Origin of the sequence: Pseudomonas sp. SMV71, assembly GCF_052042015.1 — a bacterium.
GTDB lineage: Bacteria > Pseudomonadota > Gammaproteobacteria > Pseudomonadales > Pseudomonadaceae > Aquipseudomonas.
The window spans coordinates 161,805-178,417 of record NZ_JBKGGU010000004.1 but is presented as its reverse complement, the minus strand read 5'-3'; the positions used below and the strand labels follow the sequence as shown (position 1 = coordinate 178,417).

Annotated in this window: 19 protein-coding genes and 1 tRNA gene; 6 read left to right on the top strand and 14 right to left on the bottom strand. The window is 58.9% G+C overall.

The genetic code is table 11. The features are described from left to right. Positions 1-3: 3 nt before the first annotated feature. A complete protein-coding gene (locus tag ACLEJQ_RS05430) occupies positions 4-858 on the top strand; it encodes a methyl-accepting chemotaxis protein (protein ID WP_440793083.1) in 855 nt (284 codons plus the stop codon). Positions 859-1,007: 149 nt separating this feature from the next. On the opposite strand, the gene ACLEJQ_RS05425 is transcribed toward ACLEJQ_RS05430, so the two are convergent. After that, positions 1,008-1,856, bottom strand: a complete 849-nt coding sequence (locus tag ACLEJQ_RS05425) for a glycine betaine ABC transporter substrate-binding protein (RefSeq protein ID WP_440793081.1) — start codon at positions 1,854-1,856, stop codon at positions 1,008-1,010. A 338-nt stretch (positions 1,857-2,194) separates the two neighbouring features. Here ACLEJQ_RS05425 and ACLEJQ_RS05420 point away from each other — a divergent pair, with 338 nt between their 5' ends. After that, entirely contained in the window at positions 2,195-4,231 is a 2,037-nt protein-coding gene (locus tag ACLEJQ_RS05420; protein ID WP_440792875.1) for an oxidoreductase, read from the top strand. Between the two features lie 42 nt (positions 4,232-4,273). Here ACLEJQ_RS05420 and ACLEJQ_RS05415 read toward each other — a convergent pair whose 3' ends face one another. Together ACLEJQ_RS05415 and ACLEJQ_RS05410 are read right to left on the bottom strand one after the other, a co-directional pair. Further along, positions 4,274-5,059 carry a pyrroline-5-carboxylate reductase family protein gene (locus ACLEJQ_RS05415; protein ID WP_440792873.1) on the bottom strand — a complete coding sequence of 262 codons (786 nt, stop codon included), beginning with the start codon at positions 5,057-5,059 and terminating at the stop codon, positions 4,274-4,276. Then, positions 5,049-5,753: a TetR/AcrR family transcriptional regulator gene (locus ACLEJQ_RS05410; RefSeq protein ID WP_440792871.1), complete on the bottom strand. Its 705-nt coding sequence runs from the start codon at positions 5,751-5,753 to the stop codon at positions 5,049-5,051. Before ACLEJQ_RS05410 ends, ACLEJQ_RS05415 begins: the two co-directional genes overlap by 11 nt. A 198-nt stretch (positions 5,754-5,951) precedes the next feature. Between ACLEJQ_RS05410 and ACLEJQ_RS05405 the strand changes: the two genes are divergently transcribed. Continuing rightward, positions 5,952-6,215 carry a hypothetical protein gene (locus tag ACLEJQ_RS05405; RefSeq protein ID WP_440792869.1) on the top strand — a complete coding sequence of 88 codons (264 nt, stop codon included), beginning with the start codon at positions 5,952-5,954 and terminating at the stop codon, positions 6,213-6,215. 582 nt (positions 6,216-6,797) lie between these two features. Here ACLEJQ_RS05405 and ACLEJQ_RS05400 read toward each other — a convergent pair. The 9 genes from ACLEJQ_RS05400 to thrS form a co-directional block, all read right to left on the bottom strand. Further along, positions 6,798-6,874: transfer RNA gene (locus tag ACLEJQ_RS05400), tRNA-Pro, on the bottom strand. Positions 6,875-6,964: 90 nt separating this feature from the next. Then, positions 6,965-7,321, bottom strand: a complete 357-nt coding sequence (locus ACLEJQ_RS05395; RefSeq protein WP_003179985.1) for a MerR family transcriptional regulator — start codon at positions 7,319-7,321, stop codon at positions 6,965-6,967. Beyond that, entirely contained in the window at positions 7,302-7,604 is a 303-nt protein-coding gene (ihfA, locus tag ACLEJQ_RS05390; protein WP_002553164.1) for an integration host factor subunit alpha, read from the bottom strand. The genes ACLEJQ_RS05395 and ihfA overlap by 20 nt, the downstream gene beginning before the upstream one ends. Before the next feature lie 3 nt (positions 7,605-7,607). Then, complete coding sequence (pheT, locus tag ACLEJQ_RS05385) at positions 7,608-9,986, bottom strand: phenylalanine--tRNA ligase subunit beta (protein WP_440792867.1); 2,379 nt, start codon at positions 9,984-9,986, stop codon at positions 7,608-7,610. 27 nt (positions 9,987-10,013) lie between these two features. After that, positions 10,014-11,030, bottom strand: a complete 1,017-nt coding sequence (pheS, locus tag ACLEJQ_RS05380) for a phenylalanine--tRNA ligase subunit alpha (protein ID WP_047229332.1) — start codon at positions 11,028-11,030, stop codon at positions 10,014-10,016. A gap of 109 nt (positions 11,031-11,139) precedes the next feature. Next, positions 11,140-11,496 carry a 50S ribosomal protein L20 gene (gene rplT, locus ACLEJQ_RS05375; protein WP_039592831.1) on the bottom strand — a complete coding sequence of 119 codons (357 nt, stop codon included), beginning with the start codon at positions 11,494-11,496 and terminating at the stop codon, positions 11,140-11,142. A 30-nt stretch (positions 11,497-11,526) separates the two neighbouring features. Then, on the bottom strand, positions 11,527-11,721 hold the full coding sequence (gene rpmI / locus ACLEJQ_RS05370; RefSeq protein ID WP_002553160.1) for a 50S ribosomal protein L35: 195 nt from the start codon (positions 11,719-11,721) through the stop codon (positions 11,527-11,529). 60 nt (positions 11,722-11,781) lie between these two features. Then, positions 11,782-12,333 (bottom strand): translation initiation factor IF-3, encoded by a 552-nt coding sequence (gene infC, locus ACLEJQ_RS05365; protein WP_172679675.1) that lies wholly within the window; start codon positions 12,331-12,333, stop codon positions 11,782-11,784. Beyond that, positions 12,333-14,255: a threonine--tRNA ligase gene (thrS, locus tag ACLEJQ_RS05360; RefSeq protein ID WP_440792865.1), complete on the bottom strand. Its 1,923-nt coding sequence runs from the start codon at positions 14,253-14,255 to the stop codon at positions 12,333-12,335. The genes infC and thrS overlap by 1 nt, the downstream gene beginning before the upstream one ends. Before the next feature lie 372 nt (positions 14,256-14,627). Between thrS and ACLEJQ_RS05355 the strand changes: the two genes are divergently transcribed. Together ACLEJQ_RS05355 and ACLEJQ_RS05350 are read left to right on the top strand one after the other, a co-directional pair. Beyond that, positions 14,628-14,930 (top strand): hypothetical protein, encoded by a 303-nt coding sequence (locus tag ACLEJQ_RS05355; protein WP_440792863.1) that lies wholly within the window; start codon positions 14,628-14,630, stop codon positions 14,928-14,930. 289 nt (positions 14,931-15,219) lie between these two features. After that, positions 15,220-15,432: a cold-shock protein gene (locus tag ACLEJQ_RS05350; protein WP_017904083.1), complete on the top strand. Its 213-nt coding sequence runs from the start codon at positions 15,220-15,222 to the stop codon at positions 15,430-15,432. Positions 15,433-15,500: 68 nt separating this feature from the next. Here the strand turns inward: ACLEJQ_RS05350 and ACLEJQ_RS05345 are convergent, their stop codons facing one another. Next, on the bottom strand, positions 15,501-15,815 hold the full coding sequence (locus ACLEJQ_RS05345) for an I78 family peptidase inhibitor (protein WP_440792862.1): 315 nt from the start codon (positions 15,813-15,815) through the stop codon (positions 15,501-15,503). Between the two features lie 163 nt (positions 15,816-15,978). Then, positions 15,979-16,284, bottom strand: coding sequence for a hypothetical protein (locus tag ACLEJQ_RS05340; RefSeq protein ID WP_440792860.1), 306 nt, complete (start codon positions 16,282-16,284; stop codon positions 15,979-15,981). 124 nt (positions 16,285-16,408) lie between these two features. Between ACLEJQ_RS05340 and ACLEJQ_RS05335 the strand changes: the two genes are divergently transcribed. Then, complete coding sequence (locus ACLEJQ_RS05335; RefSeq protein WP_440792858.1) at positions 16,409-16,606, top strand: hypothetical protein; 198 nt, start codon at positions 16,409-16,411, stop codon at positions 16,604-16,606. Positions 16,607-16,613: the final 7 nt, after the last annotated feature.

Here is a 16,613-nt window from a genome sequence, read left to right as displayed (position 1 = left end):
GGCATGATCGCGCAGTTGGTACAGCGCATCGGCAGCGCCTCTTCCGACCTGCAGAACGCCGCCGCCGATACCAGCGAAGTCGCCCAGAACATGAACGAAGCCGCCGGCCGCCAGCGTCAGGCAGTGGAATTGGTGAGCACGGCGTTCAACGAAATGGTCGCGACCGCCAACGAAGTCGCCCGTTCCTGCAGCCAGGCCGCTTCCAGCGCGGATACCGGCTACCGTGACGTGCACGACGGCCAGCATCACATCGGCGAGGCCACTGGCAGCGTGCTGAAACTGAGCGAGGACCTGCAGCAGTCGACCCAGACCATGCAAGCGCTCGAGCAGGACAGCAAGAACATCAACACGATCCTCGATACCATTCGCTCGATCGCCGAACAAACCAACCTGTTGGCGCTCAACGCCGCCATCGAAGCCGCCCGCGCCGGTGACCAGGGCCGCGGGTTTGCCGTGGTGGCCGACGAGGTACGGGCCCTGGCACGACGCACCGCCGACTCCACCGGCGAGATCGACAGCCTGCTCGGCAACCTCGCCCGCCGCACCCAGGAAGTGACCCTGCAGATGCAGAACAGCCTGCAAGTGTCGCAGACCAGTGTGGAACGTATCCAACAGGCCCGTGACAGCTTCGACAAGATCCGCCACTCGGTGGACTCGATTCGCGACCAGAACACCCAGATCGCCACCGCCGCCGAGGAACAGCACCAGGTGGCCGAAGACATCAACCGGCACATCGCCCAGATCCATGCCGATGCCCAACTGGTCGAGGAATTCGCCCATTCGGCACAAAGCGGATCGGGGCGGTTGACCGACATCTCCGGACAACTCAAAGGCCTGGTGGGACGCTTCAAGTTCTAAGTACACCGCCCTGTGGGAGCGGGCTTGCTCGCGATAGCAGTCTGCCAGTCAGCGCATCATCGACTGTCTTACCGCCATCGCGAGCAAGCTCGCTCCCACATTTTGATCTCGGCCAGACGGTGGCCCTGCGGCCGCCTCCACCTCAGTGATTACTGACTTGCCGTAGCCGATCCAGCCTGGGCGCCGAACATCGCTTCGAAACGAGGCTTGTTGGCTGCGTAGTACTCGGCAACGACGTTGTCCGCCGAGCTGTCACGGGCAGCCGCCATCAGTCTTTCAAGATCCGCCTGGGGAATCTTGAAGTTGGCGAAGAACCGGGCGACATCGGGATGTTCAGCACTGAAGCCTTTGCGGGCCATCACGTGGATCTGCTCGGCACCGCCAAAGATCTGCTTGGGATCGTCCAGGTAACGCAGCGACCATTTGGAAAACATCCAATGTGGACTCCAGGCGTTGATCAAGGACCATTTGTCACGCTTCAAGTTACGGTCCAGCTCGCTCAACATCCCGGACTCAGAAGACGCGACCATCTTGTAGCCGTCGAGCCTGTATTCCTTGATGGCCTTTTCCGTGAGCTTGTATTGGCCGTTGCCGACCTCTGAAGTGAGGATCTTGCCACCCAGCTTTTCCCGCACCTGTGGTTTATTGAGGTCTTCGACACTGGCGATCTCGCTGACGGGAATGCTGGTGGGCACCGCCATGCCGATCCGGCCCTCATACAGCGCGCCGAGGTCTTCCAGCTTGTCGCTGTACTTGTCATAGAACGATTTGTGAGTGCTGGGCAGCCAGACCATCGGGATCAGGTCGATGCTGCCATTGGCCAATGCCTGGAACTGAATGCCTATATCGGCCAGGACCAACTTGACCGGTTGCTTGAGGTGATCTCGCAGCGCCGTGTCGGCCAGCTTCACCGCGATTTCCGTATCTGACCAGTTCACCCATCCGATGCGGATCGGCGTGGGCTCGTCGGCCTGGGCCATCAAGCTGCTGATGACCATCGCAACGCCGGCGAGCCAGCCGATGGAAGTGCTGTTGGTTAACCTCATCATGGTTCATCTCCGCGTTCTGTATAAGTTGTTATTGGCAGGGCAGCAGAAAGATCAACTTCCTCGGGACGCAACCGGACGTCGCCCCCACGAGGGAATTCATGTCGGTCCTGGACAGCTTCTGATAACGCAAACGGTGATTCCGACTTCCCGTTTCGAAGGGATGTTAATCCTGGTTCTTTCTTCAGACAAGCGAAATGTACACCTGTGTCACAACTATTGACACACATGAACATTGAACATACCGTCATGTCAAAACCACGCCCGTCGTTCTGTTCCGGAGCACCACCATGTCCAGCGATCCATTGCTGCAGCCTTACAAAATCAAGAACCTGACGCTCAGAAACCGGATCATCACCACCGCCCATGAGCCGGCCTATCCCGTCGACGGCATGCCCAAGGATTTATACCGGGCTTATCACGTCGAACGGGCCAAGGCCGGCGTGGCGCTGACCATGACCGCAGGTTCCGCCGCCGTGTCCCGCGACAGCCCGCCGGTGTTCAACAACGTGTTGGCCTATCAGGATGAAGTGGTCAAATGGCTCAAGGACCTGACGGACGAATGCCACGAGCATGGCACCGCGGTGATGATCCAGCTGACCCACCTGGGCCGGCGCACGCGCTGGGACAAGGCCGACTGGCTGCCGGTCGTCTCGCCCTCCCACCGCCGGGAGGCGTCTCACCGTTCCTTTCCGAAAAAGCTGGAAGAGTGGGACATCGACCGGATCATCAAGGACTATGTGGATGCCGCCGAACGCATGAAGGCCGCCGGCCTCGACGGTCTGGAGTTGCAGGCCTACGGTCATTTGATGGACCAGTTCTGGTCGCCCCTGACCAACGATCTAGACGGCCCGTACGGTGGCTCGCTGGAAAACCGCCTGCGCTTTACCTTCGAGATCCTGCGTGGCATTCGCCGGCGCTGCGGCGAGGACTTCCTGCTGGGGGTGCGCTACACCGGCGACGAGGACCTGCCGGGCGGTTTCGGTGCGCAGGATGGCCTGCGGATTTCGCACATGCTCAAGGACAGCGGCCTGGTCGATTTCCTCAACGTGGTTCGTGGACACATCGATACCGATGCGGGCCTCACCGACGTGATTCCGATCCAGGGCATGCGCAATTCACCGCACCTGGATTTTGCCGGAGAAATCCGCTCCGCCACGGGTTTCCCGACCTTCCATGCGGCCAAGATCCCCGACGTTGCCACCGCGCGCCATGCCATCGCCTCCGGCAAGGTGGACATGGTCGGCATGACCCGTGCGCACATGACCGACCCGCACATCGTGCGCAAGATCATCGAGAAGCGCGAAGAGGACATCCGTCCCTGTGTGGGGGCCAACTATTGCCTGGACCGCATTTATCAGGGTGGCGCCGCGTACTGCATCCACAACGCCGCCACCGGTCGTGAAACCACCATGCCCCACGACATCGCCAAGGCGCCGCACCGGCGCAAGGTGGTGGTGATCGGCACCGGCCCGGCGGGGCTGGAGGCGGCGCGAGTCGCGGGTGAGCGCGGCCATGACGTCACGGTATATGAAGTCGCCGACCAACCGGGCGGGCAGATTCGCCTGACCGCCCAGAGCGAGCGGCGCCGCGAGATGATCAGCATCATTGACTGGCGCATGGCGCAATGTGAACGCCTGGGCGTGAAATTCCATTTCAACACTTGGGCCGAGGCTGAGACCGTGCTGGCCGAGGATCCGGACGTGGTCATCGTCGCCACCGGCGGCCTGCCCCACACCGAGGTGCTCAAGCAGGGCAACGAACTGGTGGTGTCCACCTGGGACATCATTTCCGGCGACGTGAAGCCGGGCAGGAACGTGCTGATCTTCGACGATGCCGGTGACCACGCGGCGCTACAGGCTGCCGAGATCATCGCCAACAGCGGTGCGAAACTGGAGATCGTCACCCCGGACCGCTCGTTTGCCCCAGAGGTCATGGCGATGAACCTGGTGCCCTACATGCGCAGCCTGCAGGACCTGGACGTAACCTTTACCGTGACTTACCGGGTCGAATCCGTGGAAAAACACGACGGCCAGTTGCTCGCCCGCTTTGGCAGCGATTATGGACAGGTGCACAAACAGCGTGTGATCGATCAAGTGGTGATCAACCACGGCACGCTTCCCCTGGACGACCTGTACTTCGAACTGCGTCCCCATTCCAGCAATGGCGGCGCGGTGGAACAGCACGACCTGATCGCCGGAAACCCCCAGAACATCGTGACCCACCCCGAAGGCCGCTTCCAGCTGTTCCGGATCGGCGACGCGGTGTCGGCGCGCAATACCCACGCCGCCATCTACGATGCGCTGCGGTTGCTCAAAGACATCTGAAGTCTTGCCCCTGGAGGCTCCAGGGGCAATCTGCATTTCCCGTCAGGCCTGAAGCCCCCTGCGCGCCACGGCAGCGCCTTGTTGCAGCGCCCTGCCGACCTGCTCTTTGAAACCACCCTCGGTCATCGTTTGCAAAACGGCGGCCGTGACACCTCGATAGGCCACCAGCGAATCGATCATCTGCCGGGGATCATGGCTCGCCAGCAGCTGGCTGCTATTGACCACGACGTTCTTTGCCGCGAGCCGGGCAATATCAGCCGGGATACCGGCAGCCACCGCCTGATCGGTCAGCGCCGTCATCAACAGAGCAGCAAAGGCCGGCCCGGTCCCCGAGAGCGCCGAGAGGTAGTCGATAAAATCCTCTTCCTGCACCTGCGCCGCGGTACCGACGCTTTCGAACAACCGCTGTACCAGATCACGCGTCGCTGCGGCTACCTCACCCGCGCAATACCAAGGCGTGAACGACTGTTCGATCTCCACCGCCGCGTTGGGCATCGCCCGTATCACGACCGGCGCCGAGGTTCGTTCGGCGATCGTTTGCGCCTTGATCCCGGCCATCAGCGAGATGACGACCTTGCCGGTTGCATCGATGTTCAGGCCGGCGAAATGTTCAGGCCGGACAGCGATGACGATCACATCGCTGCGATCCACCAGCAGCTGGTTATCGGCGACCAGACAGACGCCCTGTTGCGCCAACGGATGCGCACCCGAACGGTTGGAAATGACCAGCTTACCCGCCGGCAACAAGGCCTTCGTCAACAGCGCCTTGGCGATCGCACCGCCCAACCAGCCGGTGCCACCCACGATACCGATGGTCTCATTGATCATCGCCGGCCCCCGCGAAAGTCTCCGCTAAAGGTACGAAGACCCCAGGTTCTTTTTCGGCGTAACCGAACTTCCCGTAGAAACGATCCAGCTCACGCTGCTTGGGCACCTTCCCGGTGAAAATGCTCACGTAATGCGGGATGCGCTGGAAACGCACGGTGATCAGCTCACTGGTGTTCATGGTGATATAGCCGATCTGCGTCAGATAAATCGTCCGCGCCCGCGTATCAGCGGCCTGGCTGTCGTAGCCAAAGCGCTTGAACATGTTCGCCAACGCGAGCATCCGCTGCTCATCCACCGCCGAGACTTCATGGGCCACTTCGACCGACTGCAAGGCCCAACTGCGCACGGCGAACTCGAACTGCGAATCGAATAATCCGGGATTCAACCAGCACTCGAAAACGTTGAGGATCGCCTCGGAAATACTCTCGGCGTAGCTTTCACATTGGCGGATCAGCCCCCCGGTGTTGGTGTCCCGCCAGCGTGCAAGCAAGGCCGCCAACAGCTGTTCGCGATCCTCGAAGAACCAATAGAAACTGGTGCGAGACAAGCCCAGGCGCTTGGCCAACGGCATGACCCGGACCGCGTCGATACCCGCCTCCTTCAGCGCCTCGTAAGCCGCCTCCAGCCACCCCTCCGGCGAACCGCGCCAACCCGCGTCCTGGGCCTTGCCACGTGTCTTTCCTACTTGGGACATCTTGCTTGCCTTATCAACGATGCTTGTTGCGAATGTACCGTGACGACCGATTAATGTACACCAAAGTACATTTTATCGACGCCCACCTACTACTCAGCGAACTGTCGGCCTTCATTAATAACTCTCAAAAACACGAAAGCACTGCCGATACCCTGGGTAAGAGCAGTGAGTAAGTTTCAGGATCAAGGCGAGCCAGTAATGACAGAGATCTATCTGCTGATAGCGCACGGCACGGACCAGGGCGAACCCTACGTCCTCGGCTGGTTCGACGACAGGCAAAAAGCCCGGGAAGTCGCTGAACAGAAAGAATGGGAAGCTTATCGCGCCAGCCTCAAGGCTGGGCATCAGTGGTCAACCCACAAGCCGCTGGCGCCGGATCAGACTGATTATCGTCGTTATTGGATCAAGACGATTTCAAAGTTTGATCATGTTCCGGTGCCGAGGTCTTGGGCGTTGCATTGAGGGTGTTGGATGAGTCTTGAAAGATGAGGTCGATCTCGATGCATTCACCAAGGATAGAAAGGACGTTGCCGCTGCGGCATCCTGCGATGAGAAGTTTCTAGGCCCATTCGTGAGGTCCGGGCTTCTGGTGAATTACACCCTCAATGACGCGAACAACTCTCCGATCACTGAATTTCAGATAGGCAAGTCCGATTGCCTTTGAAGGCTCGTCCCGCCTCTTCAGCGCATTACCGATCACTTAAGAACGCCACCGCCCCGTGGCGAGGGAGCTTGCTCCCGCTGGAGCGCGCAGCGGTCCCAAGCTTTTGGGGCAGCTACGCCCGAGGCGTCGGACCGGCCCAGCGGGAGCAAGCTCCCTCGCCACGACAGGTGATAAACCTTACGTAAACGCATTGGCCATCTTCAATGGGCTGTTTTATGCGTGCCGGACCAAGCAACGTAATGTAGGACATGGGCAGGCTGTCAGCACCAACCCGCGGGGAACGGCGCCGACATCTTGAAAGGAAATGGATGATGTCCCGAAAAACTCCCCACCAATGAAAAAGCCCAACCTTTGCAGATTGGGCTAAGTCATTAAATATATGGTCGGGACGGAGTGATTCGAACACTCGACCCCTAGCACCCCATGCTAGTGCGCTACCGGACTGCGCTACGCCCCGACTAGGCGTGAATCTTGTTCCGCTTCTCAGCGGAACGCTCAGGAATATAACGCAAGCTTTTGAAAACTGGAAGTATTTAAAAGCAGAAATTTATTTCTTGAGCACCACCAGCACATCTTCAAGCTCGGCGATCATCTGGCGGATCATTTGTTTGTACTGGGTTGTGTCGTCTTTGGCCTCGTCACCGGAGAGGCGCAGGCGTGCGCCGCCGATGGTGAAGCCCTGGTCGTAGAGCAACGCGCGGATCTGCCGGATCATCAGCACGTCCTGGCGCTGATAATACCGGCGGTTTCCGCGACGCTTGACCGGGTTGAGTTGAGGAAACTCCTGCTCCCAATAGCGCAGCACGTGCGGCTTTACCGCACACAGCTCGCTGACTTCACCAATGGTGAAGTAGCGTTTGCCCGGGATGACGGGTAGTTCGTCGTTATGACTTGGTTCCAGCATAAGCCTCAACTCGGGCCTTCAACTTCTGCCCTGGACGAAAGGTGACCACACGGCGAGCCGTGATCGGGATTTCTTCTCCCGTTTTCGGATTGCGGCCAGGCCGCTGGCGTTTGTCCCGAAGGTCGAAATTGCCGAAACCGGACAATTTGACCTGTTCGTTGTCCTCGAGAGCGTGCCTGATTTCTTCGAAAAACAGTTCGACCAATTCTTTGGCCTCCCGTTTATTCAGGCCCAGCTCCTCGTACAGACGTTCCGCCATCTCAGCTTTCGTCAGAGCCCCCATACGTCACTTCCTTAACGTGGCGTTCAACCTGGTTTCGAGCGAGGTGAGGATATTCTGCGTTGCGGTATTCACCTCATCGTCATTAAGAGTGCGCGATGGATGCTGCCAGGTCAAGCCAACTGCAAGGCTTTTTCTATGCGGATCAATGCCTTTACCCTGATAAACGTCAAAGAGCCTGAGGTCCGTCAGCCATTCACCTGCATTTTCACGAATTACCGCCAGTACAGCGCTGGAAGCTACGTCGCGATCGGCCAGCAAGGCAAGATCACGCCGCACTTCAGGAAAGCGCGATAACTCCTGGAATTTCGGCATCTTACCCTGGGCCACATCCGCCAGAACCAGCTCGAAAACGAATACCGGACGATCAAGGCCCAGGGTTTTCGACAGTTCAGGGTGAATGGCACCTACATAACCGACTTCGCGACCGTCGCGCTCGATGCGCGCGGTCTGGCCCGGGTGCAACGCCGGGTGCTTGCCTGGCACGAAAGTGAACGCGTCAAGGGCACCAGCGAAGCCCAGCACCGCTTCCACGTCCGCCTTGACGTCGAAGAAGTCGACAACTTCGCGACCTTGCGCCCAGCCCTCCGGCAGGCGGCTGCCGCAGACGACACCGGCGAGCATCGGTTCCTGCTTCAGGCCGTCCAGTTGCCCCACGAAACGCAGGCCGCTCTCGAACAGACGCACGCGATCCTGCTGGCGGTTAAGGTTGTGCTGGAGTGCCTTGACCAGACCCGGCCACAGGGACGAGCGCATGGCTGCCATGTCGTTGGAAATCGGGTTGGCCAGCAACAGCGGCTCGACGCCCGGGCTGAACAGCTCGAATTGGCGCGGATCGATGAAGCTGTAGGTGATCGCTTCCTGATACCCGCGCGCGACCAGCAGGCGACGCAGTTCCGGCAGGTTGCTCCGGGCTTCGGCCTTGGCTTGCGGAGCCAGGCGAGCTTGTGGGTAGCGCACCGGCAGACGGTTGTAACCGTACAGACGGGCCAGTTCCTCGATCAGGTCGACTTCCAGGCTGATATCGAAGCGATGGCTTGGCACTTCAACGCGCCATTGCCCTGCCCCGTCAGCGCTGATGTTCAGGCCCAGGGCACTGAGCAGGCGCTCGACTTCAGCAGCCTCCATGTCCATGCCCAGCATCTGGGAGATACGCTGGGCACGCAGGGTGACCGGTGCGATCTTCGGCAGGTGTTGTTCGCTGACAGTCTCGATGATCGGGCCGGCTTCGCCGCCAGTGATTTCCAGCAGCAGGCCAGTGGCGCGCTCCATGGCTTCACGGGCCAGTTGCCAGTCCACGCCACGCTCGTAACGGTGCGAGGCGTCGGTGTGCAGGCCATAGGAACGGGCCTTGCCGGCTACCGCGATCTGGTCGAAGAATGCGCTTTCCAGGAACACGTCACGGGTCGTCGAAGAGACGCCGCTGTGCTCGCCACCCATTACGCCGGCGATCGCCAGCGCGCGGGAATGGTCGGCAATCACCAGCGTATCGCTGCGCAAGGTGACTTCCTGGCCGTCCAGCAGGACCAGCTTCTCGCCCTCCTCGGCCATGCGCACGCGGATGCCGCCATTGATTTCGGCCAGATCGAATGCGTGCAGCGGTTGGCCGAGCTCCAGCATCACGTAGTTGGTGATGTCGACGGCGGCGTCGATGCTGCGCACGTCGGCGCGGCGCAGGCGCTCGACCATCCACAGCGGCGTCGGCTTCGACAGGTCGACGTTACGGATCACACGCCCTAGGTAACGTGGGCACGCCGTCGGGGCCAGTACTTCAACCGATCGCACTTCATCATGGACAGCCGCGACAGGCGCGACAGGCGGACGGGAAACCGGGGTGTCGTACAAGGCCCCGACTTCACGGGCCAGACCGGCCAGGGACAGGCAGTCGCCACGATTCGGCGTCAGGTCGACTTCGATGCTCGCGTCGTCCAGGCCCAGGTATTCACGGATATCCTGGCCTACTGGCGCGTCGGCCGGCAGTTCCATCAGGCCATCGTTGCCCTCACCGATCTGCAGTTCGGCCTGGGAACACAGCATGCCGTTGGACTCGACGCCCCGCAGCTTGGCCTTCTTGATCTTGAAGTCACCCGGCAGCTCGGCGCCGATCATGGCGAAAGGAATCTTCAGGCCCGGGCGCACGTTGGGCGCACCGCAGACCACCTGGAAGGTTTGCGCGCCATTGCTGACCTGGCAAACCCGCAGTTTGTCAGCGTCCGGGTGCTGCTCGGTGCTCAGCACCTCGCCCACCACCACACCGCTGAAGTCACCGGCGGCCGGCGTTACGCTATCGACCTCAAGACCGGCCATCGACAGGCGAGCAACCAGCTCGTCCCGACTAACCTGCGGGCTTACCCAGCCGCGCAGCCATTGTTCACTGAATTTCATCCTGTTCTCCTAATAAGTTCGTGACGGCTAGCGAAATTGCGCAAGGAACCGCAAGTCGTTGTCGAAGAACAGGCGTAAGTCATTCACACCGTAACGCAGCATCGCCAGACGCTCGACGCCCATGCCGAAAGCGAAGCCCGAGAATTCTTCCGGATCGATCCCGGACATACGCAGCACGTTCGGGTGAACCATGCCGCAGCCCATGACTTCCAGCCAGCCGGTCTGCTTGCAGACGCGGCAACCCTTACCGCTGCACATCACGCACTCCATGTCGACTTCAGCGGATGGCTCGGTGAACGGGAAGTACGACGGACGGAAACGCACCGCCAGTTCTTTTTCGAAGAACACCCGCAGGAACTCTTCGATAGTCCCTTTCAGGTCAGCGAAATTGATGTCGCGATCAACCAGCAGGCCTTCGACCTGGTGGAACATCGGCGAGTGGGTGATATCGGAGTCGCTACGGTACACACGGCCTGGGCAGACGATGCGGATCGGCGGCTGCTGCGACTCCATGGTGCGGACCTGTACCGGCGAGGTATGGGTGCGCAACAGCATGTTCGCATTGAAATAGAAGGTGTCATGCATCGACCGGGCCGGGTGATGGCCTGGGATGTTGAGCGCCTCGAAGTTGTGGTAATCGTCTTCCACCTCAGGGCCTTCGGCGATGCCGTAGCCGATGTGGGTAAAGAACTGCTCGATACGTTCCAGGGTCCGGGTGACCGGATGCAGGCCGCCGGAAGTCTGGCCACGGCCAGGCAGGGTCACGTCGATGGATTCGGCGGCGAGCTTGGCAGCCAGATCCGCCTCCTCGAACAACGCCTTGCGCGCATTGAGGACTTCTGTGACACGCTCCTTGGCGACGTTGATCAGCGCACCGACCTGCGGACGCTCTTCGGCCGGCAAATTCCCCAGGGTCTTCATCACCTGAGTCAACTCGCCCTTCTTGCCAAGGTAGTGAACCCGGATTTGCTCCAGGGCATTGATATCTTCAGCGCTTTGCACAGCCTCTAGTGCTTGAGAGACCAGCGCGTCCAGGTTTTCCATGTACAGACTCCAGATACAAAATAGGGGAAGAGCTTTAAGGCTCTTCCCCTATTTATGACGTTTAACACCCGGGCCTGCAGAGGCAAGCCCCGGTGACTGCCGGGGGTACTTAAGCCAAGGTGGCTTTAGCTTTCTCGACAATCGCAGCAAACGCCGCTTTTTCGTTCACTGCCAGATCAGCCAGAACCTTACGGTCGATCTCGATGGACGCTTTCTTCAGGCCGGCGATGAAACGGCTGTAGGACAGACCGTAGGTACGAGCACCAGCGTTGATACGAGCGATCCACAGAGCGCGGAACTGACGTTTTTTCTGACGACGGTCACGGTAGGCGTATTGGCCTGCCTTGATTACGGCTTGCTTGGCAACACGGAATACGCGGGAACGCGCACCGTAGTAGCCTTTAGCAAGTTTCATAATTTTCTTGTGACGCTTACGGGCAATGACGCCACGCTTTACACGAGCCATGAGTTACTTCCTCTATTCTTGATCCAAAAATTAACGAAGGCGCAGCATGCGCTCGACTTTTGCCACGTCAGACGGATGCAGCAAGCTGCTACCGCGCAGTTGACGCTTACGCTTGGTCGACATTTTGGTCAGGATGTGGCTCTTGAAAGCGTGCTTGTGCTTGATGCCGTTAGCAGTTTTCAGAAACCGCTTGGCAGCACCACTTTTGGTTTTCATCTTTGGCATGTTCGGATACTCCGCATTCAGTTGATAAACATAATCGCAAGGCCTGCCGTGCCCTGGTGATTACTTCTTCTTTTTCGGGGCGATGACCATGATCAGCTGGCGTCCTTCCATCTTAGGATGCTGTTCGACCGAACCGTACTCGAGCAGGTCTTGTTCAACCCGCTTGAGGAGTTCCATCCCCAGCTCCTGGTGGGCCATCTCACGGCCGCGGAATCGCAAGGATACCTTGGCCCTGTCCCCGTCACTCAGGAAACGTACCAGGTTGCGCAGTTTTACCTGGTAATCCCCTTCCTCCGTCCCTGGACGAAACTTGATTTCTTTTACCTGAATCTGCTTCTGGTTCTTCTTCGCCGCGGCAATCTGCTTCTTCTTTTCGAAGATCGACTTGCCGTAGTCCATCACCCGGCAAACCGGTGGGACTGCGTCTGCGGAGATTTCTACCAGATCAAGCTTGGCTTCTTCAGCAATTCGAAGCGCTTCATCAATCGAGACGATGCCAATCTGCTCGCCGTCAGCGCCAATTAACCGAACCTCGCGTGCCGAGATATTCTCGTTGATCGGGGCTTTCGGTGCAGCTCGTTTATCTTGTCTCATATCACGCTTAATAATAATTACTCCGAATCTGGGCGACCACGCCGGGAAACCGCTTGCGCGAGGAACTCGGCGAATTCGGCGACGGGCATCGAGCCCAGGTCAGCACCTTCACGAGTACGCACAGCGACAGTCTGCATCTCGACTTCCCGATCTCCAATAACCAGAAGATAGGGAACCTTGAGCAAGGTATGCTCGCGGATTTTAAAGCCGATCTTTTCATTTCTCAAGTCGGACTTGGCACGAAATCCGCTTTGGTTGAGAGTTTTTTCGACCTCGGCGGCAAAATCTGCCTGTTTATCAGTGATATTCATGATCACTGCCTGGGTCGGCGCCAGCCACGCGGGGAAGGCCCCTTCGTAGTGTTCGATCAGGATTCCGACAAACCGCTCGAAGGAACCGAGAATCGCACGGTGAAGCATGACCGGATGCTTGCGGCTGTTGTCTTCGGACACGTATTCGGCGCCCAGACGGATCGGCAGGTTAAAATCGAGCTGCAGGGTACCACACTGCCAAACGCGGCCAAGGCAATCTTTCAACGAGAACTCGATCTTGGGACCGTAGAAAGCCCCCTCGCCCGGCTGCAGATCGTACGCAAGGCCCGCGCTGTCGAGGGCTGCGGCCAATGCGGCTTCGGCGCGATCCCACAATTCGTCGGAACCCACGCGTTTTTCCGGACGAGTGGACAGCTTCATCTCGACTTCGGTGAAGCCGAAGTCGCGGTAGACATCCATGGTCAGCTTGATGAACGCAGCGGACTCCGCCTGCATCTGTTCTTCGGTGCAGAAGATGTGCGCATCATCCTGGGTGAACGCCCGCACGCGCATGATGCCGTGCAGGGCACCCGAAGGCTCGTTACGGTGGCAGGCACCGAACTCGGCCAGGCGCATCGGCAACTCGCGGTAGCTTTTCAGGCCCTGGTTGAACACCTGCACGTGGCATGGGCAGTTCATTGGCTTGATGGCGTAGTCGCGGTTTTCCGACTGGGTGGTGAACATATTGTCGGCGTAGTTGGCCCAGTGCCCGGATTTTTCCCACAGGCTGCGGTCGACCACTTGCGGCGTCTTGATCTCCAGGTAACCGTTTTCACGCTGGACCTGGCGCATGTACTGCTCGAGCACCTGGTACATCGTCCAGCCGTTCGGGTGCCAGAACACCATGCCCGGGGATTCTTCCTGAGTGTGGAACAGGCCCAGGCGCTTGCCGATCTTGCGGTGATCGCGCTTTTCGGCTTCCTCGATGCGCTGGATGTACGCCGCCAGTTGCTTCTTGTCGGCCCAGGCAGTGCCATAGACGCGTTGCAACTGTTCGTTCTTCGCGTCGCCGCGCCAGTAGGCGCCGGACAGCTTGGTGAGCTTGAAGGATTTCAGGAAACGGGTGTTCGGCACGTGCGGGCCACGGCACATGTCGACATATTCTTCGTGGTAGTACAGGCCCATGGCCTGCTCATCCGGCATGTCCTCCACCAGACGCAGCTTGTAGTCCTCGCCACGAGCCTTGAACACCTCGATGACTTCGGCGCGTGGGGTGACTTTCTTGATGACGTCGTAATCTTTCTCGATCAGCTGCTGCATGCGCTGTTCGATGGCGGCCATGTCGTCCGGGGTAAAAGGACGCTCGAAGGCGATATCGTAATAGAAGCCTTCGTCGATGACCGGCCCGATGACCATCTTCGCGCTCGGGTACAGCTGCTTGACCGCGTGGCCGACCAGGTGCGCACAAGAGTGGCGAATGATCTCCAGCCCCTCTTCATCCTTGGGCGTGATGATTTGCAGCGTGGCGTCGTTGTCGATCACGTCGCTGGCGTCGACCAGCTTGCCGTTGACCTTGCCGGCCAGGGTGGCCTTGGCCAGGCCCGCGCCGATGGATGCGGCGACCTCGGCCACGGAAACCGGGTGATCGAAGGAACGTTGACTGCCGTCGGGAAGAGTAATAGTTGGCATGGCGCCTCCTCTCCTAGTGGTGACCCCTACCAAAGGTCACGTGGGTTGGGATGAGCCAGTACAAGATCCAGTCCAGGCCATTCAATGATGAACGCCTGCCTTACAGCGGCAGGAGCCTTGCGGCCAACCGGGAAACCGAACCAGAGTGACTGGGATTCAAATCAGGGTTATTCGGAGATCTGCCGCCGCCAGGACCGATTCCGGTCCGGCGCCTGAAAATGCCCGAGCCGCGGATGCTAGCACAGATGAACGGTCATCGCCGTGCTCGAATTGATACAGGCGTAAATACAGGGTATTTATGCCAGAGTGCTGAACTGAAGCGAGCGCAACGCCTCAGATAACAAGACATCGACCCAAAAGGAGCCTCCTCGCATGCGTCTGAATACTTTATTCGCAGTAGTCGCCCCCCTCGCTTTGCTGCTTCCGCTGAGTGCCCATGCCGAATGGCCCAAGGGCGAGCGCGAGAAATACATGCTCCAGTGCACGGAAACCGCCAAGTCACAAATCGGCGCGGCGGCGGCCAAGTCTCACTGCGCCTGTGGCGCTGACGCCATCAAGTCCTATCCGGCAAGTGATATCCAGGCACTGATGGATAACAAGGCGTCCCCCGAGCTGCAACGCAAAGCCCTTGATCAGATTGCCAAATGCAAGGCCAATGCCCCTGCGAAAAAATGAGCAGGCAGTGACTTGAATTGACCCGACACCGGGAATGATCCCGAAAAAAGCCGCCTTTTCAGACGATTTTTTCAGGTTTTACAGCTTTTTTTATCGCCTTTACTTTCAGCTCAAAGCCTTTGAAACCGGGGCTTTCAGCGACACAAGACGACAAAGAGAACACGACTGATTGGCAAACAGCGTGTCCGGGGGGCTCCCAAATCGAACATTTCGACTATGATACCCCGGTGTGCCCAGTTGGCCTGAGCAGCACAGTACACTGAAAATATATGTTTCTTGGAGATACACCATGTCTAATCGCCAAACCGGCACCGTTAAATGGTTCAACGATGAAAAAGGCTTCGGCTTCATCACTCCTCAAGGTGGCGGTGACGACCTGTTCGTACACTTCAAAGCTATCGAAGCTGACGGTTTCAAAAGCCTGAAAGAAGGCCAGACCGTTTCCTTCGTGGCTGAGAAAGGCCAAAAGGGTATGCAAGCTGCACAAGTTCGCCCAGAGTAATTTCTCGGCGCGCTAAAAAAACCCCGTCCATGTGACGGGGTTTTTTATGCTCGATTGAAAACCAGCGATCAGCCGCAATTCACCCGATTGACCACCAGGTTGGCGTCGGTATTGAGGTTCAGGCGATCAGAGCGATACTCGAGTGTAATCATGTCATTGGGCTTGAGGATACGCGCAATCTGCGCACCCGCACGGCTACGGGCCTGCTCCAGCAATTGCGGCGAAGCCTGCTTGCCAATCGCGAACTCGGCGGCCTTTGCCTCGCAGCGGCTGTGACCGGTCTCGCTTGCCACAGTCTCCGGGGTCGATTCAGAGGTGCTGCTGCAACCACTCAAGAACGCAGCAGCCAGCAAAGCACCCAATGACACAAGCTTCCAAGGCATGAAGCCTCCTTTTTCTAATAGATAAACAGAGAACGTGCGACAGCCCGGACGGCACTTGGTTTCAACAGCGGGGCTATCAGCGTGCCCTCATCGGGAAAACCGGCAGTTTGCCTGAGCCGGGCATCGGGTTCAGACCTCAATCGTGACTGAATATGAACAACGATCAATAAACGTCGATGTAATCAAAGGGCGGATTGGGCCAGTTATCCTTCAACGCATTGTAGATTTGCATGACCCAGACCTCGTCGCTGGCGGCGACCCGTCCGACATAGCCTGAGCCTTTCGCCCACGTCTCAAGGCGAAACAGCAGGCCGTCGATGTCGGTGCCACCGACCACGCCCGAAGACAAATAGGCAATCCCACCCTTGGTCACGCGCAGCTGGGTATGTTCGTCGTCGCTGGCCGAAGCCAGCAGTTGGCGCACCGCGTCGAGAGACAGGCCGCCAGGCGCGTTCAAATCGATCTGCATGCAGGCTCCTCGCAAGCAAAACGCAAGTGTGGCACAGCGCTCCTGCCCTGCCTAAGTCGCAGTGCCAAACCCACGGCAAAAATGCTTAACTGCGCCTACAGACCTCCAACTCGCGAGCCCGACCATGAACACCGTCAGCATCGAAGCCACCATCAATGCCAAATGGTCGGAGGGCCACAGCTCCTACAGCCCTGGCAGCCCCGAGGAACTGGCAATCATTGGGATAGAGCTATTGGTGAAGGCACTGGGAACGGAGGTGGCCCGCGACTTTATCCAGCAGGCGTTCGAACGTTATCCGAACATCGTTGACGCTGTGGACTGAGATACTG

Excerpts from the sequence above, each read along its gene's own strand:
- ACLEJQ_RS05345 (WP_440792862.1), bottom strand. The coding sequence starts at position 15,815 with ATGCCTTGGAAGCTTGTGTCATTGGGTGCTTTGCTGGCTGCTGCGTTC.
- pheT (WP_440792867.1), bottom strand. The coding sequence starts at position 9,986 with ATGAAATTCAGTGAACAATGGCTGCGCGGCTGGGTAAGCCCGCAGGTT.
- ACLEJQ_RS05425 (WP_440793081.1), bottom strand. The coding sequence starts at position 1,856 with ATGGTCATCAGCAGCTTGATGGCCCAGGCCGACGAGCCCACGCCGATC.
- ACLEJQ_RS05415 (WP_440792873.1), bottom strand. The coding sequence starts at position 5,059 with ATGATCAATGAGACCATCGGTATCGTGGGTGGCACCGGCTGGTTGGGC.
- ACLEJQ_RS05405 (WP_440792869.1), top strand. The coding sequence starts at position 5,952 with ATGACAGAGATCTATCTGCTGATAGCGCACGGCACGGACCAGGGCGAA.
- ACLEJQ_RS05340 (WP_440792860.1), bottom strand. The coding sequence starts at position 16,284 with ATGCAGATCGATTTGAACGCGCCTGGCGGCCTGTCTCTCGACGCGGTG.
- ihfA (WP_002553164.1), bottom strand. The coding sequence starts at position 7,604 with ATGGGGGCTCTGACGAAAGCTGAGATGGCGGAACGTCTGTACGAGGAG.
- ACLEJQ_RS05395 (WP_003179985.1), bottom strand. The coding sequence starts at position 7,321 with ATGCTGGAACCAAGTCATAACGACGAACTACCCGTCATCCCGGGCAAA.
- rpmI (WP_002553160.1), bottom strand. The coding sequence starts at position 11,721 with ATGCCAAAGATGAAAACCAAAAGTGGTGCTGCCAAGCGGTTTCTGAAA.
- ACLEJQ_RS05350 (WP_017904083.1), top strand. The coding sequence starts at position 15,220 with ATGTCTAATCGCCAAACCGGCACCGTTAAATGGTTCAACGATGAAAAA.
- ACLEJQ_RS05420 (WP_440792875.1), top strand. The coding sequence starts at position 2,195 with ATGTCCAGCGATCCATTGCTGCAGCCTTACAAAATCAAGAACCTGACG.
- ACLEJQ_RS05410 (WP_440792871.1), bottom strand. The coding sequence starts at position 5,753 with ATGTCCCAAGTAGGAAAGACACGTGGCAAGGCCCAGGACGCGGGTTGG.
- rplT (WP_039592831.1), bottom strand. The coding sequence starts at position 11,496 with ATGGCTCGTGTAAAGCGTGGCGTCATTGCCCGTAAGCGTCACAAGAAA.
- pheS (WP_047229332.1), bottom strand. The coding sequence starts at position 11,030 with ATGGAAAACCTGGACGCGCTGGTCTCTCAAGCACTAGAGGCTGTGCAA.
- thrS (WP_440792865.1), bottom strand. The coding sequence starts at position 14,255 with ATGCCAACTATTACTCTTCCCGACGGCAGTCAACGTTCCTTCGATCAC.
- ACLEJQ_RS05335 (WP_440792858.1), top strand. The coding sequence starts at position 16,409 with ATGAACACCGTCAGCATCGAAGCCACCATCAATGCCAAATGGTCGGAG.
- ACLEJQ_RS05430 (WP_440793083.1), top strand. The coding sequence starts at position 4 with ATGATCGCGCAGTTGGTACAGCGCATCGGCAGCGCCTCTTCCGACCTG.
- ACLEJQ_RS05355 (WP_440792863.1), top strand. The coding sequence starts at position 14,628 with ATGCGTCTGAATACTTTATTCGCAGTAGTCGCCCCCCTCGCTTTGCTG.